Annotated in this window: 25 protein-coding genes; 18 read left to right on the top strand and 7 right to left on the bottom strand. The window is 63.1% G+C overall.

Features of this window, described 5'->3' with window-relative positions; translation table 11 throughout:
* Nucleotides 1-9: 9 nt before the first annotated feature.
* The 6 genes from AC0L2Y_RS17490 (at nucleotide 10) to AC0L2Y_RS17465 (ending at nucleotide 5,338) form a co-directional block, all read left to right on the top strand.
* A complete protein-coding gene (locus tag AC0L2Y_RS17490; protein ID WP_352489942.1) occupies nucleotides 10-897 on the top strand; it encodes a LysR substrate-binding domain-containing protein in 888 nt (295 codons plus the stop codon).
* A 124-nt stretch (nucleotides 898-1,021) separates the two neighbouring features.
* Entirely contained in the window at nucleotides 1,022-2,116 is a 1,095-nt protein-coding gene (locus tag AC0L2Y_RS17485) for an ABC transporter ATP-binding protein (protein ID WP_352489941.1), read from the top strand.
* Between the two features lie 67 nt (nucleotides 2,117-2,183).
* Nucleotides 2,184-3,299 (top strand): ABC transporter substrate-binding protein, encoded by a 1,116-nt coding sequence (locus AC0L2Y_RS17480; RefSeq protein ID WP_352489940.1) that lies wholly within the window; start codon nucleotides 2,184-2,186, stop codon nucleotides 3,297-3,299.
* A 17-nt stretch (nucleotides 3,300-3,316) separates the two neighbouring features.
* On the top strand, nucleotides 3,317-4,150 hold the full coding sequence (locus AC0L2Y_RS17475; protein WP_352489939.1) for an ABC transporter permease: 834 nt from the start codon (nucleotides 3,317-3,319) through the stop codon (nucleotides 4,148-4,150).
* 4 nt (nucleotides 4,151-4,154) lie between these two features.
* Complete coding sequence (locus tag AC0L2Y_RS17470) at nucleotides 4,155-4,961, top strand: ABC transporter permease (RefSeq protein ID WP_473558117.1); 807 nt, start codon at nucleotides 4,155-4,157, stop codon at nucleotides 4,959-4,961.
* A gap of 89 nt (nucleotides 4,962-5,050) precedes the next feature.
* Nucleotides 5,051-5,338 carry a DUF982 domain-containing protein gene (locus tag AC0L2Y_RS17465; protein WP_473558114.1) on the top strand — a complete coding sequence of 96 codons (288 nt, stop codon included), beginning with the start codon at nucleotides 5,051-5,053 and terminating at the stop codon, nucleotides 5,336-5,338.
* A 43-nt stretch (nucleotides 5,339-5,381) separates the two neighbouring features.
* Here the strand turns inward: AC0L2Y_RS17465 and AC0L2Y_RS17460 are convergent, their stop codons facing one another.
* From AC0L2Y_RS17460 to AC0L2Y_RS17445, 4 genes are all read right to left on the bottom strand, one after another.
* The gene (locus tag AC0L2Y_RS17460; protein WP_352455430.1) at nucleotides 5,382-5,690 is read right to left on the bottom strand and encodes a HigA family addiction module antitoxin; all 309 of its coding nucleotides are present in this window, start codon (nucleotides 5,688-5,690) and stop codon (nucleotides 5,382-5,384) included.
* Between the two features lie 26 nt (nucleotides 5,691-5,716).
* Nucleotides 5,717-5,995, bottom strand: coding sequence for a type II toxin-antitoxin system RelE/ParE family toxin (locus AC0L2Y_RS17455; protein ID WP_352489936.1), 279 nt, complete (start codon nucleotides 5,993-5,995; stop codon nucleotides 5,717-5,719).
* A 153-nt stretch (nucleotides 5,996-6,148) separates the two neighbouring features.
* Nucleotides 6,149-7,216, bottom strand: a complete 1,068-nt coding sequence (locus AC0L2Y_RS17450) for a glycosyltransferase family 2 protein (protein WP_473558111.1) — start codon at nucleotides 7,214-7,216, stop codon at nucleotides 6,149-6,151.
* A gap of 465 nt (nucleotides 7,217-7,681) precedes the next feature.
* A complete protein-coding gene (locus AC0L2Y_RS17445; RefSeq protein WP_352489933.1) occupies nucleotides 7,682-9,013 on the bottom strand; it encodes a dicarboxylate/amino acid:cation symporter in 1,332 nt (443 codons plus the stop codon).
* 236 nt (nucleotides 9,014-9,249) lie between these two features.
* Here AC0L2Y_RS17445 and AC0L2Y_RS17440 point away from each other — a divergent pair, with 236 nt between their 5' ends.
* Both AC0L2Y_RS17440 and AC0L2Y_RS17435 read left to right on the top strand, forming a co-directional pair.
* Entirely contained in the window at nucleotides 9,250-11,109 is a 1,860-nt protein-coding gene (locus tag AC0L2Y_RS17440; protein ID WP_473558108.1) for a sensor histidine kinase, read from the top strand.
* A gap of 6 nt (nucleotides 11,110-11,115) precedes the next feature.
* A complete protein-coding gene (locus tag AC0L2Y_RS17435; protein ID WP_473558105.1) occupies nucleotides 11,116-12,465 on the top strand; it encodes a sigma-54-dependent transcriptional regulator in 1,350 nt (449 codons plus the stop codon).
* A 24-nt stretch (nucleotides 12,466-12,489) separates the two neighbouring features.
* On the opposite strand, the gene AC0L2Y_RS17430 is transcribed toward AC0L2Y_RS17435, so the two are convergent.
* Nucleotides 12,490-13,233, bottom strand: coding sequence for a 2OG-Fe(II) oxygenase (locus AC0L2Y_RS17430; protein ID WP_473558103.1), 744 nt, complete (start codon nucleotides 13,231-13,233; stop codon nucleotides 12,490-12,492).
* Between the two features lie 236 nt (nucleotides 13,234-13,469).
* Between AC0L2Y_RS17430 and AC0L2Y_RS17425 the strand changes: the two genes are divergently transcribed.
* The 9 genes from AC0L2Y_RS17425 to AC0L2Y_RS17385 all read left to right on the top strand — a co-directional run bounded on the left by AC0L2Y_RS17425 (nucleotide 13,470) and on the right by AC0L2Y_RS17385 (nucleotide 22,939).
* Nucleotides 13,470-15,665, top strand: coding sequence for a tetratricopeptide repeat protein (locus AC0L2Y_RS17425; RefSeq protein WP_473558100.1), 2,196 nt, complete (start codon nucleotides 13,470-13,472; stop codon nucleotides 15,663-15,665).
* Nucleotides 15,666-15,847: 182 nt separating this feature from the next.
* Complete coding sequence (locus AC0L2Y_RS17420) at nucleotides 15,848-16,573, top strand: 3-keto-5-aminohexanoate cleavage protein (RefSeq protein ID WP_473558099.1); 726 nt, start codon at nucleotides 15,848-15,850, stop codon at nucleotides 16,571-16,573.
* A gap of 202 nt (nucleotides 16,574-16,775) precedes the next feature.
* Entirely contained in the window at nucleotides 16,776-17,819 is a 1,044-nt protein-coding gene (locus AC0L2Y_RS17415; RefSeq protein ID WP_473558097.1) for an acyltransferase family protein, read from the top strand.
* A gap of 317 nt (nucleotides 17,820-18,136) precedes the next feature.
* A complete protein-coding gene (locus AC0L2Y_RS17410) occupies nucleotides 18,137-18,640 on the top strand; it encodes an Lrp/AsnC family transcriptional regulator (RefSeq protein ID WP_023677254.1) in 504 nt (167 codons plus the stop codon).
* Entirely contained in the window at nucleotides 18,637-19,800 is a 1,164-nt protein-coding gene (locus AC0L2Y_RS17405) for a saccharopine dehydrogenase family protein (RefSeq protein ID WP_473558094.1), read from the top strand. The genes AC0L2Y_RS17410 and AC0L2Y_RS17405 overlap by 4 nt, the downstream gene beginning before the upstream one ends.
* 111 nt (nucleotides 19,801-19,911) lie before the next feature.
* Complete coding sequence (locus AC0L2Y_RS17400; RefSeq protein ID WP_352489924.1) at nucleotides 19,912-20,700, top strand: ABC transporter substrate-binding protein; 789 nt, start codon at nucleotides 19,912-19,914, stop codon at nucleotides 20,698-20,700.
* A gap of 127 nt (nucleotides 20,701-20,827) precedes the next feature.
* Nucleotides 20,828-21,499 carry an amino acid ABC transporter permease gene (locus AC0L2Y_RS17395; protein WP_473558092.1) on the top strand — a complete coding sequence of 224 codons (672 nt, stop codon included), beginning with the start codon at nucleotides 20,828-20,830 and terminating at the stop codon, nucleotides 21,497-21,499.
* Nucleotides 21,496-22,170, top strand: coding sequence for an amino acid ABC transporter permease (locus tag AC0L2Y_RS17390; protein WP_473558090.1), 675 nt, complete (start codon nucleotides 21,496-21,498; stop codon nucleotides 22,168-22,170). Before AC0L2Y_RS17395 ends, AC0L2Y_RS17390 begins: the two co-directional genes overlap by 4 nt.
* 25 nt (nucleotides 22,171-22,195) lie before the next feature.
* The gene (locus AC0L2Y_RS17385; RefSeq protein WP_473558087.1) at nucleotides 22,196-22,939 is read left to right on the top strand and encodes an amino acid ABC transporter ATP-binding protein; all 744 of its coding nucleotides are present in this window, start codon (nucleotides 22,196-22,198) and stop codon (nucleotides 22,937-22,939) included.
* 24 nt (nucleotides 22,940-22,963) lie between these two features.
* On the opposite strand, the gene AC0L2Y_RS17380 is transcribed toward AC0L2Y_RS17385, so the two are convergent.
* A complete protein-coding gene (locus AC0L2Y_RS17380; RefSeq protein WP_473558165.1) occupies nucleotides 22,964-23,395 on the bottom strand; it encodes a nuclear transport factor 2 family protein in 432 nt (143 codons plus the stop codon).
* Between the two features lie 409 nt (nucleotides 23,396-23,804).
* Nucleotides 23,805-24,290 carry a RidA family protein gene (locus AC0L2Y_RS17375; RefSeq protein WP_473558162.1) on the bottom strand — a complete coding sequence of 162 codons (486 nt, stop codon included), beginning with the start codon at nucleotides 24,288-24,290 and terminating at the stop codon, nucleotides 23,805-23,807.
* Between the two features lie 195 nt (nucleotides 24,291-24,485).
* Here AC0L2Y_RS17375 and AC0L2Y_RS17370 point away from each other — a divergent pair, with 195 nt between their 5' ends.
* Nucleotides 24,486-25,184: a TetR/AcrR family transcriptional regulator gene (locus AC0L2Y_RS17370; protein WP_473558085.1), complete on the top strand. Its 699-nt coding sequence runs from the start codon at nucleotides 24,486-24,488 to the stop codon at nucleotides 25,182-25,184.

The following is a 25,184-nucleotide window of genomic DNA, read 5'->3' as shown; positions in this document are numbered from 1 at the left end:
GTTCACCTCTTGCGAATTCCCTCCACTCAAGCGCTGCGCGCCCTCGACAGTTTTGCCCGCCACGGCAGCGTCTGGCGCGCCGCCGACGAACTGCATTTGACCCGCAGCGCCGTCAGCCATCAGCTTCGCCTGCTCGAACGCGATCTCGGCTTCGACCTGCTCGAGCGCATCGGCAAGGGCGTGGCACTGACGCCGCGCGGCCAGCGCTATGCCAGCGATGTGCGCAAGGCGCTGACGGTGCTGGGCGACGCGGTGACGCGCCATGCCGGCAGCGGCGTCGGCGGCTCGTTTAGTGTCAGTTGCACTCCTGGCTTCGCCTCGCTTTTCCTGTGCACGCACATTGGCGAATTCCGGCAGATGTATCCCGATGTCGCGCTCCGCATCCTGACGCCGCGCCGCCTCGATGACGTCAGCAATGCCGAGGCCGACGCCTTTATCGCCTTTGGCGTCGGCAACTGGCCCAACCGCGCGGTCGAGCTGTTGTGCGAAATCTCCTTCACGCCGCTGTGCAGCCCGACGCTGCTCAACAAGATCGGCGGCTTCTCCAAGCCCGCAGACGTGCTACGCGCCAATCTCCTGCATCTCGGTGACACCGAGGACTGGGCGCGCTGGCTGGCGCTGTCCAAGGTCGAGAACCCCGACCCGGAAGGCGGCATCTTCTTTTCCGACATGAACCTGGTCTTTTCGGCGGCGATCGCCGGCCAGGGCATCGCCATGGGCGACGAGCTGACCAGCGGCCGGGCACTGAGCGAAGGCCGGCTGGTGCGCCCCTTCGACATCGCGATCAATTCACCGCGCTCCTATTTTCTGGTTTCCGAGCACGCCAAGGCGACGCATCCGGTGCTGGAGGCGTTTGGGCGGTGGCTGAGGTCGAAGCTGTCGGAGAACCAGCGTTAATCTCCCCCCGGAGGGGGAAGATTGGGGCATAGATGAATCAAATTTGCCGATCAGGCGAAAACTATTCGGTTGCGGTGAGCCGCCGCCCTGCCTACGATTTCGCCTACGCTAAGGAAAGGGCAGGATGCAGCAACCCGGCCGGGCCGCAGAGATCAAGGCAATCGGGATCGGCAAGAGCTTCGGCTCGTTCCGTGCGCTGGACGATCTGACGCTCGATATCGGCCGTGGCGAGTTCCTCACCCTGCTCGGCCCCTCCGGTTCCGGCAAGACCACCTTCCTGATGATCCTTGCCGGCTTCATTCAGCCGACCGACGGTCGCCTTTACAGCGACGGCGTCGACATCACCGAGCGGCCGGCCGAGCAGCGCGCCGCCGGCATGGTGTTCCAGGGCTACGCGCTGTTCCCGCATATGAGCGTCGAGGCCAACATCGCCTTCCCACTCAAGGTGCGCAAGAAATCGGCGGCTGAGATCAAGCGCCGCGTCGGCGAAATGATCGAGCGCGTCGGGCTCAAGGGCCACGAGAAGAAACTGCCGTCGCAATTGTCCGGCGGCCAGCAGCAGCGCGTGGCCCTGGCGCGGGCACTGGTCTTCGAGCCTGGTGTGCTTTTGCTCGACGAGCCGTTTTCGGCGCTCGACAAGGGCCTGCGCGGCCAGATGCAGGCCGAGATGAAGCGGCTGCACCAGGAGACCGGCACCACCTTCGTCTTTGTCACCCATGACCAGAGCGAGGCGCTGGCATTGTCGTCGCGCGTCGCCATCTTCAACCATGGAAAATTGCTGCAGGTCGGCGCGCCGGACGAGGTCTACGACCGGCCGGACAACCGCTTCGTCGCTGAGTTCCTGGGCGAGATCAACATGCTGCCGCTGAAGGGCGTGCGCCCGGCCGACAATGGCTCGACGGGCGTCTGCGAAGACCGCGCGATCAGCATGCGCTGCAAGGCCGAGAAGGTCCGTGGCGACGCCATCCTGGCGATCCGGCCCGAATACATGTCGATCGCGCCGGAAGCGGCCGCGGGCGAGAACGGCATTGCCGCCACTGCCGTTGCCTCGACCTATCTTGGCGCTGCGACGCGGCTCGATCTCACCACGCGTCAAGGCGCCAAGGTGACGGTTTCGGTGCCGAACGAGGTCGCCGCCTCTGCGCTCAGCAAGGGCAATTCCGTCTGGCTGACCTGGCCGGCGGAAAAGGGTTTCCTCCTTCCGGACGGAGGACAATGACGATCGGCGTGGCGAATTCGCCAAGCTGACTTTCAGGAAATGCCAACGACAAAAAAGGGGAACTAACATGACAAACGACACCAAGAAAAATTCCATCGAGGCGCTGTCCGCCAGGGCAGTGCGCGGCGAGATCTCGCGCCGGCAGTTCACGCAGCTGGCCGCAATGGTGCTGGCCGGCACGCCGATGCTGCTGCGCTCGACCGGCGCCTTTGCCGCGGCAAAGGAACTGGTGCTGGTCAACTGGGGCGGCGACGCCATTACCGCCTATGACGCGGCTTACGGCCAGGCCTTCACCAAGGAGACCGGCATCACCGTCAAGATGGACGGCTCTGGCCCGACCGAAGGCGCAATCGCGGCGCAGTTCAAGAGCGGCGCGCCGACCTGGGACCTGGTCGACGTCGATCCGTTCTCGGCCATCACGCTCGGTGCGCAAGGCATGCTCGAACCGATCGATTATTCGATCGTCGACAAGAAGAAGATGCGGCCGGGATTTGGCTGGGAATACGCCGCCTCGACCTATTTCTTCTCCTACGTCATCGCCTACGATGCCGAGAAATACGGCAGCCAGGCGCCGACCGGCATGGCCGACTTCTTCGACGTGGCAAAATTCCCCGGCAAGCGCTCGCTCTACAAATGGGGCGTGTCGAGCTGGGAAGCGGCACTGCTTGCCGATGGCGTCGCGCCGGCCTCGCTCTACCCGCTCGACCTCAAGCGCGCGCATGACAAGATCGCCGCCTTCAAGGAGAACGTCGTCGCCTATTGGGGTGGCGGCGCCGAAAGCCAGAGCGTGCTGCTCAATGGCGAGGCGTCGATGGCGATCGTCTGGTCGACCCGGGCTTCGCTTATCGAGCAGGATTCCGGCGGCAAGATCAAGTTCATCTGGGACCAGGGCCTGATCTCGCCCGGCGCGCTCGCCGTGCTCAAGGGCAATCCCGGCGGCAAGGATGCGGCGATGAAGTTCATCGCCAGCACGCAGGACCCGGAGAAGGAACTCATCATGTTCGAGAAGCTCGGCCAGGGTCCGGCCAATCCGGCCGCCGACGCGCTGATCCCTGCCGACAAGAAGCGCATCAACCCCGTCGATCCCGAGAACATGAAGAAGCAGATCCCGCTCGACATGGATTGGTACGCCAAGAACTACGGGGCGGCACTCGACGAATACACGAAGATCATCTCCGCCTGACAAGCCGGGATAACCGGATGAGAGCATACCTCTCCGACAGGATGGGCGCGGCGCTGTTGATGGCGCCGCTGCTCCTCTTTCTTGCGCTAGCCTACGCCTGGCCATTCCTTGGCGTGGTCAAATGGAGTTTTACGCTGCCCACGACGGGGCTGGGGCAGTACAATGCGCTGCTCACGGATCAGTTGGTGCAGTCGGTCTTCATCCGCACGCTGCGCATCGCGGCGATCGTGACGATCGTTTCAGTTGCCGCCGCCTACGCCATCACCGTTGTCTGGGTGCGCGGCACGCCCGTGCAGCGTGTCGTGGCCGAGTTCTGCATCCTGGTGCCGTTCTGGATCTCTGTGCTGACGCGCGCCTTCGGCTGGGTGGCGCTTTTGTCCAATCGCGGCCTGATCAACACCTGGCTGCAGGCGGTCGGCTTCATCTCGGAGCCGCTGGCGCTGGTGCGCAACGAGTTTGGCGTCATCGTTGGCATGACGCATTTCCTCATCCCCTTCGCGGTGTTTCCGCTGGCCTCTTCGATGCGCAGCCTCGACGACCGTGTGCTGCTGGCGGCGCGCGGCCTCGGTTCCAGCCGCATGCGCACCTTCTGGTCGGTGTTCGTGCCGATGACCCGCTCCGGCATCATCGGCTCGGCGCTGATCGTTTTCGTCTTTTCGCTGGGCTTCTTCGTCACGCCGGCGATCCTTGGCGGCGGCCGCAGCGTGATGATCGCCGAGCTGATCTATCTCCGCATCTTCCAGAGCCCGGACTGGGGCCTGGGTGCTGCGATCAGCGTGGTGCTGGTGCTGTTCGTCGGCGCGCTGATGGCGCTGCTGTTCCGCTATATCAGACCAAAGCAACTGGTGTAGCGCGATGCCGACCTACCGCCCCGGTCCCATCTCGCTGATCCTCGCCGCCCTGGTCGCGCTGTTCCTGCTGCTGCCGCTGCTCGCCGTCATTCCGGTGTCGCTGACGCCGAGCCGCATGCTGGCGATGCCGTCCGGTGAACTGTCGCTGCGCCATTACCGGGCGCTGATCGAGGATCCGCGCTGGATCAATTCGATCCTGCTCTCGATCAGGATCGGCGTCGTCAGCAGCGCCTTTTCCACGGTGCTGGCACTCTGCTTCAGCCTCGGCGTCTGGATGTTCCAGCCGCGCTTCACGGCAGTATTGGTCGGCTTCGTGCTGCTGCCGATGGTGGTGCCGCCGGTGGTATCGGCAATCACGCTCTATTTCCTGCTGACCTCGATCTCGGGGTTCTCGTCGTTCTTCGGCTATGACACCTGGCTGGGTGTCGCCATGGCACATGCGGTGATGACGGTGCCTTTTGCCACGGTGCTGATCCTGGTGTCGCTCAGCCAGCTCGACCGCCGCATCGATCTCGCCGCCCGCGGCCTCGGCGCCACAGTGTGGGAGCGCGCCACCCGCATCATCATGCCCAACATCAAGTTCGGCATCGTCACCGCGGCACTGCTCTCCTTCGTGCTGTCCTGGGAAGAGATCGGCGTCACCCTGTTCATCACCTCGGTCAACGCCATCACGCTGCCGCGCTTGATGTGGATGGGCCTGCGCGACAACATCGACCCGGCGATCGCCGCACTCTCGGTGATCCTGATCGTCATCACCGTGCTGGTGCTTGTGGCGCGCAGCCTCGTGGTCAGGCTGCGCGCGGCACAGTGAGGGCCGCCTCACGCCGTGGTGACTGGCGCGAATGAAACCTTGCGCTACGATTCTCGTTATAGGTAGTTCAACACGTCGAAGGCTTCGCCATGAACCAAGGATGGTTTTCCAAGCCGGTTGCGGTTGCGGTCGGCATCGTGGGAGATATCCGCAACATTTCCAACGCACGGCAGGCTGTCGAATTACTGGAGGCCCACTGGCGTGACGCCGGCAGCGCCAAACACGGCTTGGCACTGCGCACATGCCGCCGCGCCATGAGCGACGACCGCTGGACCGAAGCCGCCAGGGACGCGTTCGTCGAGGCCGCGCGGGAGGCGCACGTCCTGGTCGAGCGAGCCGTCGAACCGGAGGGCCGATCCCGGCAGCGGGGGCCGTGATCGATTTGTGAGAGCCTCGGTGGTTCGGCGGATCTATTGCATCTCAGGCAGCATGGAGCCTTGGAATGGCGCTGACGTCGACCTCGCGCTCAGCGTGCCACGCATCGTAAGCGGCCTGCATCCTGAGCCAGATCGCGGCGCCGTCGCCGAACATCTTTCCAAGGCGCGCCGCGACAGCCGGCGACACCGGCTTCTTTTCGCGGATAATATCGTAAAGCTGCTGGCGCGAGATTCCGAGCAGATTGGCGATTTCCACCTTGGTCTTGCCGGTTGCCGGGATAATGTCGTCGAGCAACGCCCCGGGGTGGGATGGGCAGCGCTCCATCGGACGCATCGGTTCATACACGCTCATAATCGATTTCTCCAATCTAAGCCGTCTCAATGGTACTGTTCGAAATCGACGCGGGCAGCATCATTGGCGTCGAATTCGAATGTGATGCACCACGGCCCGTTGACATGCACCGTGTAGCGGGTCGGGTTGAAGCCCTTCAAAGCGTGGAAGTCGAAGCCGGGCAGGTCCATGTCATCAGGCCTTTCCGAGACTTCCAAGCGGTCAAGCCGGACAAGGATGCGCTTATGCATCTTGGCGTCGATCTTCCCGGTCTTTCCGGTTTGAAAGAGGTCCGCCAGCGCCTTGTGCTTGAACGACTTGATCATACCACATGTAAGCATATTGCTTACGCTGGTCAAGCAGGTGTAAGCAAATAATTTACAGAATGGTCCGGGTCTGTCAGAGGCGATGATCGCGTCCGCTGGAGGCTGGGGAGTATCGGCCCAAAACCAGGCGGAGCTATGTCACAGTGCCGCTCACTATCCCATCGCGTGGCGGATTCTCTTGGACAGGCGGCTCAAAAATGCCGGCCTCGACGACGCATCAAGCTTCCACATCAGCACCGCGGTGGCCATTTTCCGCGGCAACACCCCGACCGACAGGAACCACGCGGCAAGGATTGCGCGCCGCCGCAGGGATGCGGTCATTTCGAGGCTGGCGACCGCGCCGGCCGCCCCGAGCGCCAGCCGGGAATCGTCGGCCACGGGATGTCGGTCTCTGTCCGCGCAAAGCGACGCCAGCCGCTCTTCCAGGTGGACCGGATCGTGGCGCACGGCATCCGACGGCACGATGGTCAGGCCGATCCCGGAGGCCTGGTCCGACAGCGCCTGCATGCGGCGGAAATCGTGAGTTACCCGCCAGCGTGCCCGCTCGGCGAGCTTTTCACCGAAGACTGAATGGTTGGCGCCGTGGATCCGGTAGGCGCCGAGGCATTCGTCGATCGATTGGACATGCCCGTACATCGGCGCCAGCGTTGCCAGATAGCCGTCGGCGCCCTGGCGGAACTCCGGCTCCGGGATCGGCATGATCGATTCCAGCGTTGCGCGGTCGAAGGCGAGCCCGCTGGTCACGGTCGTCTGATAGCGGCCCTTGTGCAGGAGTTTCGGCATGACGTCACCGCTGTCGAAGGGCAGTTCGGGTGGCGGAAAGACATCCTTGATGCGTTGCCTTTCGTCGACGATATGCAGTCTGGACTGCACCTGGGCAGTTGCCTCGTCCCAGGTCTCGACGATGGTGGAGACAGCGGTCGGATAAAGATAATCGTCGGCGTCGAGGAACAGGACGATCTTGCCCGAGCTCGCCGCAAAGCCGGTGTTGAACGCCGCCGCGTGTCCGCCATTTTGCGCTCGCGGGCAGGCGAGGATCTCGTCGCGATAGGATTCCATGATTGTCGTGGAATTGTCCTGCGATGCATCGTCGACCACGATGACTTCAACATCCGCGTAGTCCTGCTCGAGGGCGCTGTCGATGCTGCGTTTGAGGAACCGCGCGTAGTTGTAGTTCGGGATGATGATGGATACCGGAATCCTGTTTTGGACAGACTGCATCGCGTTTGACCTCGCATCTTGCTTTGGTTCGGCAAAGGCCCTCATGGGCCGCCCCCTCTTCAAGCGCCCTCTTGGCACGGAACGAGTTCCCTGGGAGAAAGCCTGCGCTTTCCACGAGGAGACCGGTCACGTTTCGCTTTGCGACTTCGTACTGAGGCCGCCATTGCCTTCGAGGCTGCTGCCATGGTCAGGGGTCGGCGGCAGCAAAAGCTCCGACGATTTCGGCAAGGATGAGATTCAACCGAGCCCGACGGAAATGTCTCGCCTCGCGATCAGGTCGGGAGCGAAGCGGACGGGTGCCTTGAAGGCATGGCGGATACTGGCCTTCAAATGCGGCTGGAACAAGCCCCGCGTCGAAAACAGGGCCACTTCAGGTTGCGTTTCAGGCGGCATGCCACGACCGCCGGTGCTTTTGCCCGGAGCCGGCGAACCGCCTCCGGGCTTAAAGCCATGTGGCCTAAACAGTCAGGCGGCCTGCAAACCCGGCAGCGATAGGTCGACTTCCTCCGGCAAGTCGCCGGCCATGGCGGCGGCAAACTTCGTCTGGTCGAGTTCCCCCTCCCAGCGCGCCACCACCACTGTCGCCACGGCATTGCCGATGAAGTTGGTCAGCGCCCGGCATTCCGACATGAAGCGGTCGACGCCGAGGATCAGCGCCATGCCCGCGACCGGCACGGTGGGTACGACCGAGAGCGTCGCCGCCAGGGTGATAAAGCCGGCGCCGGTGATGCCGGCGGCACCCTTGGAGCTCAGCATGGCGACGGCGAGCAGCAGGATCTGGTCGCCGTAGGTGAGCGGCGTGTCGGTCGCCTGCGCGATGAACAGCGCCGCTAGCGTCATGTAGATGTTGGTGCCGTCCAGATTGAAGGAATAGCCGGTCGGGATGACCAGGCCGACCACCGAGCGGTTGCAGCCGGCGCGCTCCATCTTGGCCATCAGGCCCGGCAATGCCGCTTCCGAGGACGAGGTGCCGAGCACCAGCAGCAGCTCTTCCTTGATGTAGCGGATCAGCGCCAGGATCGAGAAGCCATTGTAGCGGGCGACCGCGCCGAGCACCACCAGCACGAACAGCAGCGCGGTCAGGTAGAACGTGCCGATCAGCATGGCGAGGTTGGCGATCGAGCCGATGCCGTATTTGCCGATGGTGAAGGCCATCGCGCCAAACGCGCCGATCGGCGCGGCCTTCATCAGGATGGCGACGAGGCGGAAGATCGGCGTGGTCAGCGCCTGCAGGAAATCGACGACCGGACGGCCGCGATCGCCGACCAGTGCCAGGGCGACGCCGAACAGCACCGAGAAGAACAGCACCTGCAAAATGTCGCCCTGCGCGAAGGCGCCGGTGATGGTGTCGGGGATGATGTTCATCAGGAAGCCGACGATGGTTGTGTCGTGCGCCTTCTCGGCATAGGCCGCCACCTTGGTGGTATCGAGCGTCGCCGGATTGATATGCATGCCGGCGCCGGGCTGGACGACATTGGAGACGACCAGGCCGACGACCAGCGCCAGCGTCGAGAACACCAGGAAATAGATCATCGCCTTGCCGGCGACGCGGCCGACCTTCTGCAGGTCGGAAACGCCGGCTATGCCGGTCGCCACCGTCAGGAAGATCACCGGCGCGATCACCATCTTCACCAGCTTGATGAAGGCATCGCCGAACGGCTTCATCGCCTCGCCGGTTTCGGGATAGAAATGGCCGAGCAGCACACCGGCGGCGATCGCCGCCAGCACCTGCACATAAAGATGCCGGTATAAGGGTACTTTGCCGCGCGGCTCGGCGGCAGCGATTGCTGTCTGCATGACGTCCTCCATGGCGCCCCGATCGAAAGCTCGACTCCCCGGGGCAGTTGTTTTGACCAGCAGCCTCGCGACTGCCGAATTCGTGTTTGCAACAGCCGTGCCAGATACGCAGAAGAGCTTTTCATCATTGATTTTGTTGAATATTCGCAAGCGTCCGCAGTGCTGGACGCATAGACAAGTGCGAATCTCCGCATAGGTCGAATTGTGTTTTGTGCGAGTTCATGCACAAATGGGCGATGCTGCAACGCCCCGCCGGTGCCTTGTCTTCGACGCCCGAGCAACTCGCCAGGCGGGCGCGGCGAGCCTGGCTGCTGTTTGCGGCCGTCGCCCTGCTGATCGTCACGGCAGCGCTCTACGGCGCCGGCCTCTACGGCCGCAAGACCGAGGTCGAGACCTTGGCGGCGCAGGGGCGTACCGACGCCAATCTGAAGGTCGCGCTGCTGCGCGCCGTGCTCGAAAGCCCGCGCGCCCTACCCCTGCTTTTGTCTGCAGACCAGCAAGTGCGTGACGCGCTATCGCAAAAAAATGCCGCGGCAATCGATGTGCTGAACCGCAAGCTCGAGGGGCTGGTCTCCGGCACCAAGGCGTCGGTACTCTATGTCGTCGGCACCGATGGACTGGCGATCGCCTCCAGCAACTGGCACGAGCCGATCAGCTTCGTCGGCAACGACTACCGTTTTCGCGATTATTTCTCTGGCGCGATGCAGGCCGGAACCGCCGAGTATTTTGCGCTCGGCAATGTCAGCAAGCGTCCCGGCCTCTACATTTCGCGGCGCGTCGGCGATGCAGCCGCACCGCTCGGCGTCGTCGTCGTCAAGATGGAGTTCGACCAGCTCGAAGCCGACTGGCGCGAGGCGAACCGCCCCGCCTATGTCAGCGACGAGAACGGCGTCGTCCTGATCACCAGCGTACCGTCCTGGCGGTTCATGACAACCGCGCCGCTGGCCGCACCCAAGCAAGCCGCAATTCGCGACAGCCAACAGTTCGGCGACGCGCCGCTTGTGCCGTTGCCGATCATGCACCTGCAGGCGCTCAGCCCGGATGTGTCGGTCGTCCACGCGGTGACGCCCGGCGGCAGCGACGCGCAGTATCTCAACCTTTCCACGCCGGTCCCTTCGACCCCCTGGCGGCTCGACTATCTGATCCCGGCTGAAGCGCCAATCGCCGCTGCCGTCCGCGAAATGCGGCTTCTTGCGTTAGGCGTCGTCGTCCCGCTGCTCGGCTTTGCCGCGTATCTGTTGTGGCGCCGACAGTCGGCGCAGATGCGGATTGCCGCCGAACAGGCGGCCCGCACCGAACTCGAACGCCGCGTCGTCGAACGCACCGATGATCTGAGCCGCGCCCGCGACCGGCTGCAGGCCGAGATATCAGACCACCGCAGCACGGAAGCCAAGCTCCAGATCGTGCAGCAGGATCTGGTCCAGGCCAACCGCCTCGCCATCCTCGGCCAGGTCGCCGCAGGTGTCGCCCATGAGATCAACCAGCCGGTCGCCACCATCCGCGCCTATGCCGACAACGCCCGCACCTTCCTCGACCGCAAGCAGACCGGGCCGGCCGAGGAAAACCTCGGCGCCATCGCAGCCCTTACCGAACGCATCGGCTCGATCACCGAGGAGTTGAAGGCATTTGCCCGCAAGGGCCGCACCGCCGCCGAGCCTGTCGAACTGCGGGGTGTCATCGAGGGGGCCGTCATGCTGTTGAGAAGCCGCTTTGCCGGCCGGCTCGACGCATTGGCCATCGACCTGCCGCCGCGTGCCCTCAAGGTCATGGGCAATCGGGTGCGGCTCGAACAGGTGCTGATCAACCTCTTCCAGAACGCGCTCGAAGCACTCGACGGCCGCGCCGACGCTCATGTGCAGGTATCGGTCGAAGAGACCGCGGACGGCGTGACGGTCGGCGTGTCCGATAACGGACCTGGCATTCCGCCAGGGATTCTCAAATCGCTGTTCACGCCGTTCAACACCTCCAAGGAAAAAGGCCTTGGCCTTGGTCTCGTCATCTCAAAGGATATCGTCGCCGATTATGGCGGTCGCATCGAGGTTTCGAGCGACGACGGCGGCACCCGCTTCACCATTCATCTCCAGACAGCAGCGTAAGCCATCATGACGAACGACAATGCCGCGCCGGTGGTCCTGATCGACGACGACCGCGATCTCCTCAAGGCCACCGCGCAGACGCTGGAGCTTGCCGGCTTCTCGGTCTCGGCCTTTGCGGTGGCGGCCGAGGCGCTGGCCAGGCTCGACGCCGGTTTTGCCGGCGTCGTGGTGTCGGATATCCGCATGCCTCAGATTGACGGGTTGCAACTTTTCAACCGCATCCTGCGGCTGGATGCCGACATTCCCGTCATCCTCGTCACCGGCCACGGCGACATCGCCATGGCCGTCAAGGCGATCAAGGATGGCGCCTACGACTTCATCACCAAACCTTTCGCCGCCGACCGGCTGGTGCAGAGCGTGCGCCGGGCAGCGGAAAAGCGCCGCCTGGTGATGGAGAACCGCGCCTTGCGCGAGGCGGCCGGAGAGGCGCAGGACAGCCTGCCGCTGATCGGCCAGACACCGGCCATGGACAGGCTGCGCCGTACACTACGCCAGATCGCCGATACCGATGTCGACGTGCTGGTCACCGGCGAGACCGGCTCCGGCAAGGAAGTGGTGGCAAGCCTTCTGCATCGCTGGAGCCGCCGCGCCAAGGGCAATTTCGTCGCGCTGAATTGCGGCACGCTGCCGGAGACGGTCATCGAGAGCGAGTTGTTCGGCCATGAGGCCGGCGCCTTCACCGGCGCGCAGAAGAAACGGATCGGCCGCATCGAGCACGCCAGCGGCGGCACGCTGTTCCTCGACGAGATCGAAAGCATGCCGGTCTCGACACAGGTGCAGATGCTGCGTGTGCTGGAGATGCGCGAGGTCACCCCGCTCGGCACCAACGAGGTGCGGCCGGTGGATCTGCGCGTCGTCGCCGCCGCCAAGGTCGACCTCGGCGATCCGCTCCAGCGCGGCGCTTTCCGCGAGGACCTCTACTACCGGCTCAACGTCGTGACGATCTCGATCCCGCCGCTGCGCGAGCGCCGCGACGATATCGCCCTTCTGTTCTTCTATTTCGCCGAGCGCGCCGCCGCCCGCTTCCACCGCCAGGTGCCGGCAGTGCCGGCGACGGTGCATCGCCATCTCAGCGATCATGACTGGCCGGGCAATGTGCGCGAACTGGCGCATTTCGCCGAGCGGTTCGTGCTTGGATTGGAGGAAGGCGCCGAAGCCCCTGCCCCGACCCAATCGAACGCCGCCATGAAGCTGCCGGAGCGGCTGGAGCGCTACGAGGCCGACATCATCCGCGAGGCGCTTGGCCGCAACGAGGGCGACGTCAGGCGCACGATCGAAGCGTTGGGGATTCCGCGCAAGACCTTCTACGACAAGCTCCAGCGCCACGGCATCGTGCGCAGCGATTTTTCCAGGTAATCGTCGCCGGGCCGAGCGGCTCGGCTATTTGGCGTCGTGGAAGATGATGCCGACGGTGTGGCGCATGCCGGAGCGAAGCCGGCTGACGCCGTGCCTGAGATTGACGCGGTAATTGCCCTTGCTGCCCTGGACCGGACGATTGTGAACCGCGAAGGCGACCGCATCGCCCTGGCGCAGCGGCACCACCTCGACGCGGCTCTGCATGCGCGGACGCTGCTCGGTCAGCACGAACTCGCCACCCGTGAAATCCTTGCCCGGTTCGGACAACAGGATCGCCACCTGCAGCGGGAAGGCAAGATCGCCGTAGAGATCCTGGTGCAGGCAGTTGAAGTCGCCGGGGACATATTGCAGCAGGAGCGGCGTCGGCCGCGTCTGGCCCTGCTCGTGGCATTGCCTGAGGAACGCGGCGTGTTCGTCGGGATAGCGCTGCGCGATACCCATGCGCTCGTTCCAGTCGTTGGCGACCGCGGCCAGGCGCGGATAGAGCGCGGTGCGCAAGCCGCCGATCAGATCGGGCAAGGGATAGCGGAAATAGCGATACTCGCCCTTGCCGAAGCCATGCCGCGCCATCTGGACATGGCTGCGGAAATGGCTCTCGTCCGGATAAAGTCCGGCGATATGCCGGCACTCCTGCGGCGTCAGCAGCTTTTCCATCACCGCGCAACCGTAGCTGCTCAGCTCATCGGTCAGCTTCCGCCAGTCATATCCGGCAACGCGCACCTCCGCCGATTTCACCGCCGCTTTCGCGCCTATCGAATGGATGGTCATGGCTTCGCCTCCTGTGGCTTCTCTGTCATTGAGATGGGTGAAACGGCGCGCGCGGACCACCCGTTTCTTGCCGGGTGAGCTCGTTAGCGATTGTCTAGGGGATTTCGTTGAATAACAATGCAGCGCGGCTTGACGCGATGGGGGGCGAATTGACCGGATGGGTTCGACAAAGGAACGGGGCGGCCGCGCAATTCCTCGTTTGTCTCATTCTCCTGCTTGTCTCAGCGCTCCCGGCCTTGTCGGCCAGCAGCGACTGCGTCAGCGACGACGATGTCGAGGCCAGCACGCGGATCGCCGCCTGCACGCGCATGATCGACGATGCGACAGAGCCCGTTGAAAACCGTGGCATTGCCTATTTCAGGCGCGGCAATGCCCTCACGGAACGAGGCGACTACGACCGCGCCATCGCCGACTACAGCGCGTTCGTCGACATCGCCCCGACCGTCGCCAGCGGCTACTACAACCGGGGCATCAGCTGGGTCTTCAAGGAGGACTACGACAAGGGCATCGCCGATCTGGACAAGGCGATCAGCCTGGACCCGAAATATGGCGATGCCTACTACAACCGAGGCATCGCCTGGACGGCAAAGGACCAATACGACCGCGCTATCGCCGACTATGACAAGGCAATCAGCCTCGATCCCGAAGACGGCAGAAGTTATCACAATCGCGGGCTGATCTGGGCAAGCAAAGGCGACCACGACCGCGCGATAGCCGACTTCGATCAGGCCATCAGGCTCAATCCGATCGACGCCGGTTCCCTGAATGGCCGCGCCGATGCGTTGACCAGCAAGGGCGAAGAGGAGCGCGCGCTGGCCGACTATGACAAGGTGATCAGCCTCGATCCGAAAAACGCGCATGCCTACTACCGGCGCGGCAATGCCCGGCTGACGGGCGGCGATTTTGACGGCGCTATCGCCGACTACAATCAGGTCGTCGCGATCGATCCGAAGGATGCTAGCGTCTACTACAACAGAGGCCTCGCCTGGTCGAACAAGGGCGACCATCACCGGGCGCTGGCGGACTTCGACATGTCCATCAGCCTCGATCCGACATTTGCACCGGCCTATTGCAGCAGAGGCGTCACTCGGGTCAACCTGAGGGATCATGACCGCGCCATCGCCGACTATGGCAAGGCGATCGGCATCGATCCAAAACTCGCCGTCGCATACTTCGCGCGAGGTGCGGCCCGATCCGACGCAGGTGACTCCGATGGCGGCATCGCTGACTATGGTCAGGCCATCGCGCTGGATCCGAAATATGTCGACGCCTACAACAACCGGGGGATAGCATGGGCGGCGAAAGGCGATTTCGACCGTGCCATCGCCGACTACGACCAAGCGATCAGCCTCGATCCGAAACACGCCATTTCTTATTCAAACCGGGGTCTGGCCCGAGCAAACAAGGGCGACATCGATCGTGCCATCGCCGATTACAGCCAGGCGATCACCTTCGACCCGAACCTTGGCAATGCCTATTTCAACAGAGGCATCGCCTCGCTTGCAAGGGGCGATGCGGACAGTGCCATTGCCGATTACACCCAGGCGATCAGGCTCGATCCGACAAATCCGAAAATCTACGTCAACCGTAGCGAGGCCTGGTACACGAAGGGGGAGGACGATCACGCCATTGAGGATTCGAGCCGAGCCATCAGCCTCGATCCGAAACTGACGAGCGCCTACTACGATCGGGGCACCGCCTGGCTTCGAAAGGGCAAGGACGATCGTGCCATCGCCGATTACAGCCAGACCATCGCTCTCGATCCGACAAAGGCGGTCGCCTACAACGACCGAGGTTTCGCCTGGAGCAGGAAAGGCGAGTACGACCTTGCCATCGCCGACTACGACCGCGCGATCAGCCTCGATCCGAGACTTGTCAAGAGCTACCAAAACCGAGGCATTGCCTGGACGGCAAAGGACCAATACGACCGCGCTATCGCCGACTATGGCAAAGCAATCAACCTCGATCCGAAAGACGCCTCTACCTATGCTGGCCGGGGCACCCTGTATCTCTATTCCGGTGCGATGGCGAACGCGCAGGCGGATTTCGAGCAGGGGGCTGCTCTCACGCCCGACAATGCCTATTTTGCCATCTGGCTTGATATTGCCGCGCGGCGCAACGGCGCGGCGGGCCATTTGAAGGAAGCGAAAGGCAAGCTCGACATGACGAAGTGGCCGGCACCGCTGGTCAGCATGCTGCTGGGTGAAAAGACGCCCGCCGAAGCGCTTTCGGATGCTGGTGCTGTGGGCCTGGCCCAGAGAACCGGACAAGTCTGCGAAACGAATTTCTACACGGCCGAGCTTAGCCGGCTCCAGGGGCATAGCGAGGAAGCCTTACGGCTTTACCGGCTCGCCGCTAGCGATTGTCCCAGGGATTTCGTCGAATACCGAGCCGCCATGAGTGCGCTGCACGATCTGGGCGTGCCGCCATAACTCTGCAAACGACCGTCCTCTTTTGCCGAGAAGATCGTTGGCGAACAAGGCGATAGAGACACACACTGCCAGACTGATTCAGGCTGTGCCACGTCCATATGTCAGGAGCCTTCGCCAGCGTGATTCCGGTTTTCACTGGCCCGCGCTAGACTGGCAGCAACCGCAACCGGACTGCCCATAGCATGATCGTCCAGACATGCATCAATGGTGCGCGCAGCGCCGACTATCATCCGCAACTGCCGCTGACGGCGGAGGTCATGGCGCGTGACGGCGCCGCCTCGGTCGCCGCCGGTGCCGCCGAGTTGCACATCCATGCGCGCGAGCTCGATGGCCGCGAAAGCATCGCGCCGGCGGCGATGGACCGGACGGTGCTGGCGCTCCGCCGCGCCTGCCCGGGGACGCTGATCGGCGTGTCGACGGGTGCCTGGATCGAGAACGACGACCAGCGGACGCTGGCCGCGATCGCCGGCTGGAGCGAGCTGCCCGACTACGCCTCGGTCAATCTCAGCGAAGACGCCGCGCCCGCCGTCATGGAGCGTCTGCGCCAGCGCGGCATTGGCATCGAGGCCGGGCTCGCCTCCGTCGCCGATGCCGAGCGGCTGGTGAGCCTCGACCATGGCAAACGCGTGCTGCGCATCCTGATCGAAATCTCCGAGCAGGAGCCGGACGCTGCGCTGGAGATCGGCGACGATATCGCCGCCGTGCTCGACGGCGCCGGAATGCGCCGGGCAATCCTGCTGCACGGCGCCGACGCCACGGTCTGGCCTTTCGTGCGTCGGGCGGCGGAACGCCGTTGGTCGACGCGCGTCGGGCTGGAAGACGGCAAGGAGCTTCCTGATGGAACGGTAGCCCCCGGTAACGCTGCGCTGACAGGGGCAGCCGTCGCTATCTTCGAGACCAGCCGTTAGCGCGGGAACGGCCAATCTCCTCTTCACTGGGGAGATGCCAAGTTTGGCAACGAGGCAGGCCAAAGTCGGCCGAGCATAAGTGTGGCGGCACGCTATATCAATAAAACTTATCTAAAACTTTACGTGTTAATTAAACCAACAATTAATCGGCACATCGACGATCGCGTGTGTTAATGCTCCCCCGCACCGGGGACCATTTTTGATGAACATCATTCCAGAGAATGGTCACGCTGCGCCGCGTCGGGTTCAACAATATACATCGATACAGGTCCTGCGCGGGCTAGCAGCCCTCATGGTTGTTATCTATCATCTTCCGGCCGCACTGGGCATGCTCGATCTGCGTATTCCCGTTCTAAACAGCGGCGTCGACCTGTTTTTCGTCATCAGTGGTTTTGTAATGGTTCTCTCGACAGAGAACAGACGCGCCGACCATCGTGCTTTTTTGATGCAGCGCTTCACGCGCGTCGTTCCGTTCTATTGGGTTATGACCTTCCTTATGGTCGCCGCACTTTGGTTGTTTGCCGGTCGTGCAGTGTTTCTTGAGCAGATCACCAATAGCCTGCTTTTCATAGCCTATCTCGATACGGTCACAGGCTATGTCCAACCGGTGCTTGGCGTGGGTTGGACGCTCAATCTGGAAATCCTGTTTTACATTCTGTTCGCGGCGACTATGCGTTTCGGCACGCTGACGCAAATGGCCATGGTCGGCGTTGTCTTTGCAATCGCCGTAGCGGCGCGCATCGTCTTCAAACCCGCCGCCGACACTGTGCTATTTTTCTATACCACGCCAATCCTGTTTGAGTTCCTTGCCGGCATGGCGCTCGGCCACCTGGTCGGCAGACTGGCGCGTTTGCCTACCGTCCTGGGTGTCTCGGCGCTCGTGTTCGCCATCGTGTCCATGCTGGTGATGGTACTTGGCTTCAACTTGCCGCGAACCCTTGCTCAGGGAATCCCGGCCTTGATCCTTGTCGCGGGTTGCATCAGCCTGGAAAGCTACTTCCGGCTTTTTGCTCCTCGCCTGCTGGCAAGATTAGGCGATGCCTCCTACTCTCTCTATCTGACCCATCCTATCGTGCTGCTTGCGACCGCTCCTGTCGTTGCAAGCGTCAGCGTATCACCATGGGTTGCTGGCATGGTTATTGTCGCAGCCTGCATTGCCGTCTCCCTGGCCAGCTACAGTTTTATTGAAAAGCCGCTTTTGGCCATTTCGCGGATGAGCCTTTCCGCCCGTCAGGTGAAGGCATGAGTTGCGGCTGCGCTCCGCGGAACCACGCTGTCCCGCCAACCTTAGACCGGCGGCGCTGAACCTTCAAAAGATCCGGAAACAAAAACCCGCCTCGGGAGGACGGGTCGTTGGAGCCAAATTGGCACGATACCCAAATTAATAGCATAGCTGCCGGCACAAAGCAAGAACAAAATGTGGCGCACTCGACGAAATTGCCAACAGGCACAGAGCCACGGCGGATGACATGGCTCTTGCCGTTGTTAAAAATATCTCATAAGGTATTTTCATATCTGAAAGAAAATCCAATCGTTTCTTTCCCTTTATGAAAGCCTGAGCGCTTGCGAGAACATCTCGATCAGACCGACCGGCGACTGGTCAAGCTGCTGTCGCAGGATGCGCAGCTTGGCGTCAACCGCCTCGCCGAGAAGATGGCGATCTCGGTGCCGACGGTGCGCATGCGGCTGCGCAACCTGCTCGACCGCAACCTGCTCAAGATCGTCGGGCTGCTCAACCTGACCGAACGCCCCGAGCTGATCTCGGCCATCGTCGGCATCAATGCACAAGGGCGCGGCCGGGCGCGGGAACTGGCGCAGCGCATCTCGGAATTGCCTTTCGTGAATTCGGCCGCCGTCGTCACCGGACGCTTCGACATTATCGTCGACGTGACCGTGGCCGGCGATGTCGCCGATCTCTACCGCGTCACCAGCGAACTGATCCCCGGCGCCGGTGAGCCGGGCGAGGTCGTGCGCAGCGAGACCTTCGTCGTCATGGCGTCCTGCAACAAATGGGTCAGCCTGCCTGAAGGCTGCTGGTCGGACGAGACGCGAAAGGAAATGGCATGAAGATCGCGGTTCTCGGCGGCCTCGGCCTGCAAGGCCGGGCGGCGATCGCCGATCTCGTTGCCAGCGACGGCGTCGAGCAAGTGGTCTGCGTCGACACCGCAACCGATGGCGCGGCGCGGCTTGGCGGCCTGACCGACCTTGCCCGGGTGCGTTTCGTCGTGCCGGAGGGCGCGATCGGCCCGGCATTGGCCGACGTGATGAAGGACGTCGACGCGGTCATCGACCTGTTGCCACAGCCGCTGATGCGCGAGGCAGTGCAGGCGGCGATCGCGACGCGCACGCCGCTGGTCACCACCAATTACGGCAAGGCCATCGCCGATCTCGCTCCCGAGGCCGAAAAGGCCGGCGTGTCGATCGTGACCGAATGCGGGCTCGACCCCGGCATCGACCTGGTGCTCTACGCACGCGCCGCAAGCCAGTTCGACACCATCACTGCGATCGATTCCTACTGCGGCGGCATTCCCGAACCGAGGGCAGTGGTTGAGCCGCTGCGCTACAAGGTGAGCTGGAATTTCGACATGGTTCTGGTCAGCCAGAACCGCGACAGCGTGCTGGTCGAGGACGGCAAACGGGTCGATGTGCCGGCCGCCCGCCAGCACGACAATCGTTTCATCCACGAAATCGAGGTGGCGGGACTGGGCAGGCTCGAAGCCTTCCCCAATGGCGACGCGCCGCATTATGCCGGCATGCTCGCCGCCGCCAAGGGGCTGCAGCGCTCCGGCCGCTATTCGCTGCGCTGGCCCGGCTGGTCGGCGTTCTGGGCGCCGCTGAAGCAGCTCGGCTTCCTCTCCGAGGACAAGGTGCCCGGCACCGGCGTCAGCCCGCGCGAATTCCTAGGCCGGCTGCTCGGTCCGCAACTGCAATATGGCGCCGACGAAAAAGACCTTTGCGTGATGCGCAACGTCTTTGTCGGCAGCGAAGGCGGCCGCCGCAAGACGGTGACCTCGGAGCTGGTCATCGAACGCGATCTCGCCTCCGGCCTGTTCGGCATGAGCCTCGGCGTCGGCTATCCCGCCAGCATCGTGGCGCAGATGCTGGCACGGCGCGAGATCGCCGCGCCCGGCCTGCTCAACCCGCTGCTGCATGTGCCCGATGGCCGCTTCCTCGATGAGCTGGCCAGGCGCGGCATCAAGGTCGCCGAAACGGTGAGCTGGGACTGAAGGATTTTCGAACGGTGGTTGCCGCCGGCAACGGCGCCGCCGCTCAAAAAGCACCTCGATGGGGTGAAACAACAAGTGGAACAACAAACGACAACAAGGAGGAATGCCCAAATGAAGATTGCCAAGCTTTTCATCGCCGGACTTGCGCTCGCCGGCCTCACCGCTGTCGCCAGTGCCGGAACGCTCGACGAGATCACCAAGCGCGGTGAATTGCGCGTTGCGGTGCAGACGCAAGGACCGCCCTTCTCGCTGGTCGGTGCTGCCGGCGAACGCACCGGCAGTTCGGTCGAACTCGCCGAACTGATGGCCAAGGAAATGGGCGTCAAGATCACCTTCCTCGACTTCGACTGGGATGGCCTGATCCCGGCGCTGCTGTCGGGCAAGGCCGACCTTCTGGTCGCCGACATGACGCCGACGCTGGCGCGTGGCATGAAGGTCGCCTTCACCAAGCCTTACATGTACACGGGCAGCACCGTCTTCACCAAGGCTGGGACCGCCTTCAAGTCCACCGAGGACTGCAAGGCCAAGGGCACCAAGATCGCGGTGCTGCTCGGCGCCACCGGAGAGAAGGAAGCCAAGGCCGCCTTCCCCGATGCCGACATCAAGAGCTACAAGGGCGGCGGTCCGCTGCTGCTCGACGCCGTCAACAACGGCCAGGCCGATTGCGGCGTCAACGACGTCTCGGCGGTCAAGGGCCAGTCGACCGCTTATCCGGCCGGCAGCTTCATCATCATGCCCGACATGCTGTCGAAGGAGCCACTGGCCTTCGCCACGCGCTATGACGAGCAGGACCTGTTGACCTGGATGAACCTGTTCCTCGACCAGGTCAGCCTCGACGGCCGCCTGCAGAAGAACCTCGACTACTGGGTCAATTCCGACGCCTGGAAGAAGGATCACTGAGTAGAGTAGAGGGAATAGAGAGTAGTGAGTAGTGAGTAGTGAGTGGTAAAGCGCTACTCGCTACTCGCTACTCGCTACTCGCTACTCGCTATTCACCAATCACCAATCACCATTCACCGCCCCACCCATGCTCGAAAATTTCAGCTTCCGCACAATCGTCGAATATCTGCCCCTGTTCGGGCAGGGCCTCGTCACGACCGTATGGCTGTCTGTCCTCTCCTTTGCCGGCGCGCTCGCCGTCGGCATCGTGCTCGCCGCTATGAACCTGCAGCACGGCCGGCTGTTCCGCGTCCCGGCCAAGGCCTATATCGACGCGGTGCGCGCCACGCCGCTGCTGGCGCAGCTTTATTTCCTCTATTTCGGCCTGCCGCGGCTCGGCTTCGTCCTGCCCGAGCTCGTCGTCGGCATCCTGGCCCTGTCGCTGAACAGTGGCGCCTATGTCGCCGAGATCATCCGCGCCGGCATCCTGTCGATCCCGCGCGGCCAGGTCGAGGCCGGCGTCGCCTCGGGCATGACCTATGTCCAGCGCATGCGCCTCGTCATCCTGCCGCAGGCGTTCAAGGTGACGATCCCGCCGCTGCTCGGCCAGGCAATCGTGCTGGTCAAGGATTCCGCCCTGCTGTCGCTGATCTCGGTCGCCGAACTGACGCGCGCCGGACAGTTGCTCGCCTCCGACCGCTTCATGCCGGCCGAAGGTTTCATCACCATCGCCGCCTTCTACCTCCTCCTCTATTACGGGCTGAAGGGGCTGGCGGCGCTCTCCGGGCGCTGGCTCGGCCTGGCGGGAGCACGGACATGATCTGGCAGCAGCTGCAAAGCATCGCGGGCAGCTATCCCCTCGCGCTGCGCGGCCTCGGCATGACCGTGGTGCTGTCGCTGATCAGCCTGGTGCTGGGCACGCTGCTCGGCTTCGGCCTCGGCATCCTGCGCACCGGCGGCAACCGGCTGCTCAGCGGTGCGATCGGCGCCTGGGTCGACATGATCCGCGGCACGCCGTTCCTGGTGCAGATCTTCCTGATCTTCTTCATCCTGCCGGAACTCGGCATCGAGCTCGACGCCTTCACCGCCGGCATCATCGCGCTGACCAATCTGGCCGCCTGCTTCATCTGCGAGATCGTCGTCGCCGGCATCCGCTCGGTGCCGACCGGCCAGGTAGAGGCGGCGTTGGCATCCGGCCTGTCGCGCTGGCAGCGCATGCGCCAGGTCGTGCTGCCGCAGGCGATGCGCATCGTGCTGCCGCCGCTGGTCGGGCAATATGTGCTGCTGATCAAGGATTCCTCGGTGGTCTCGGCCATCGGCCTCACCGACCTTACCCGCGTCGGCTGGCTGGTGGTGCAGCGTGTGCCGAACGGCCTGCTCGTCTTCTTCCTCGTCGGCCTCGGTTATTTCATCGTCTGCTATCCCCTGATCATGCTGGCCCGCCGGCTGGAACAGCGCATGGGTGCGGCCCATGGCGAGGTGCAGTTGTGACATCGAACCCCAAGGGTCCGGCAATATGACCAAAACCGGCATGATCGAATTTCGCGGCGTCAACAAATGGTTCGGCCAGCTCAATGTGCTCAGGGATATCACGCTCAGCATCGAGCCGCGCGAAGTGGTCGTCGTCTGCGGGCCGAGCGGCTCGGGCAAGAGTACCTTGATCCGCTGCATCAACGGGCTGGAGACGATCCGCGACGGCAACCTGACGGTCGACGGCCAGCGCCTCGGCGACCCCGCCACCAACATGACGCGGCTGCGCACCGAGATCGGCTTCGTCTTCCAGTCCTTCAATCTCTATCCGCACAAGACGGCGCTCGAGAACGTCACGCTGGCGCCGATCCATGTCCGCAAGATTCCGCGCACTGAGGCCGAGAAGGCCGGGCGCGAGCTGCTCGCCAAGGTCGGCCTCGCCGACAAGGTCGATGCCTATCCGGCGCAACTCTCAGGCGGCCAGCAGCAGCGCGTGGCGATCGCGCGCTGCCTCGGCATGCGCCCCAAGATCATGCTGTTCGACGAGCCGACCTCGGCGCTCGATCCCGAGATGATCTCGGAGGTGCTCGACGTCATGGTCGCCGTGGCCGAGGAAGGCATGACCATGATGGTGGTGACGCACGAGATGGGCTTTGCCCGCAAGGTCGCCCAGCGCGTCGTGTTCATGGACGCCGGCGCCATCGTCGAAAGCGGCACCCCGGACGAGTTCTTCTCCAACCCGAAGACCGACCGCAGCCGCGCCTTCCTGAGCAAGATCCTGCGGCATTAGGAGGGCATTAGGAGAAAGCGGACCTCAGACGATGCCGTGCTTTCTCAACAGCGCCTGCTCGTCGTCCGATATCCAGCCGAAAACCTTCGGCTCCCCGTCCAACTTCTGCACGAGGTAGTGGACGTCAAAATCTATCGCCACCTTCGATTGATCCTTGCGGGCATAGGTTGCCGTCCAGGCGACATGAGCCACGCAATGATGTTCGTCTATCGGCGAGAGCCGGACGTTGCGTATCCGCATTTCCTTCGTCCCTATCGCGCGATAGTGCGCATAGCCTTGCGCCATGATCTGCTTGAGTTGTTCATCGTTCTTTCCAGTCATGACCCCGGCGGGCGAAGCCGCTATGAAATCCGAAGCATACAGCGATGCGACCTCATCCATGTCCATGTCGCCGCCGAGGGATTGGTTGAAAAAGCGCTCATATCGGTCGAATAGCTTCCTTACGCTGGTCTCCATCATTTCATCTCCAGGTGCGGCTATGTTGGGTGGGCCCAGGAAACGCTCCGCCAATCTCCGACATCCGCAATTGCCCCTCAGCCATCATGACTTCGTCCCAGGGCGGAGCAAGAGCGAAGCGAGGCGGCAGGCGGCGGGAACGCTGCGTAAATCTCCGACATCCGTAATTTGCCTTCAGCCATCATGACTTCGTCATCCTAGGGTCTGCGCCGCGTCGCTCCGCTCCTTGCTCCGTCCTGGGATGACGAAGGCGTGGTGCGACCCTGATTGTGCACGACTTCGACGCCACCCTTGTCGCCGATGCAACAGGCGAAGCCCTGTTGCTCAGCCCTCGTGATGGCGAGCGCGCGGCTGTCGGCGGCGCGCTCGACCCATTTCAATTTGGGCGATCGGAGCTACAGCCGCGCACCTAGTCAAGCACGACAACGGCCTCCACCTCGAAGAGCATCGGGTCGATTGCAAGCTTGGGAACGGGAACCAGAGTCTGCGCCGGCAGTGCCTCGCCGAACATCTCCTTGACGTTCCTGGTCAACACCTCGAGCTTGGACATATTGTGATCGACCACGAAGACCGTGAGCTTGGCGACCTGATCCGGCCTCGCACCGAGCGCATCGAGGGCGGTGCGCAAATTTGCGTAGGCCTGCGCAACCTGGACAGCGAAGTCGGGCGACAAGGCTCCCGTGCTGTCCTGGCCGCCCTGTCCGGAGATGTAGGCCACCCGGGCTCCGCGGGGCGTGATCACTGCCGTGCTGTAGCCATTCGGCGACGGGTCGTAGAGGGTTTGTGGATTGACGATGGTCAGCTTGAGATCTTTCTCATTCGCTGTCGCAGCAGTGGAAACTCCCATGGTCATGACGATTAACCCTCCGATAAGCAGGCGCTTGGCGCGTGGCATGATTTTCTCTTGGCTCTGCGGACGGCGAGCAACGCAACCCTCGCGGCGGCCATTATTGAACATTAACCGGTATCGGCGATCGACTCGTACGCCGCACGAGCCAGTCGCATGGTACGCCGTACGAGTCAATCGTTCAGGATCGACATTCATCGCGTTGCCGGTCAAAATCGACGGCCTGAACAGCGGGGAAGACGGATGGCAGCCAAACGCAGCGGCGCCCGGAGCACGCGGTCTCAACGGACAAGCGGGCGGCTCCAGCCCGTGAAGGAGTCGCGCAGTGAACCGCCTCTGTCGCGGGAACGTATTGTGGCGACCGCCGTAGAACTGCTGGACGCCCAAGGGGTCGACGGGTTGACGATGCGTCGGCTGGCCGATCGCCTCGGCTCGGGCGTGATGAGCCTATATTGGCATGTCGACAAGAAAGGGGATGTCTTTGATCTGGCGCTCGATTCGGTGCTCGAATATCGCGGACCGCCGCAAATGGTTGAGTCTCGAGACTGGCGCGGGCAAGTCGTCCATATGCTCGAAGACTGGCGCGCCAGCATGCTGCGCCATCCTTGGTCGGCATCGCTGTTGCCGCGCCGGGCGCTTGGCCCGAACATCCTCGGTCGCCTGGAACTGCTGATTAAGACCTTGTCCAGGGCCGGTGTGGCGGACGCAGATCTGAACGTCGCGATATGGTCGCTGTGGAACTATGTGATGGGCGCCACCATCAGCCGGGCGAACTTCGACCTCTCGGACGACGGCAGGGCCGCCACGCAGCAGCGCCATGCGCGTCTCAGCGAACGCTACCCGACAATTGAGCGCTCCCGTCTGCTGTTGGATAACGATTGGGATGGTGCTTTCCGCAAAGGCCTCGGCTTCCTGCTCGATGGCCTCTCTTCAAGAGGATGA

The sequence above is a fragment of the Mesorhizobium sp. WSM4830 genome, from assembly GCF_055811495.1.
Note: the sequence above shows the minus strand (reverse complement) of the source record. Positions and strands in the feature narration are given on the sequence as shown.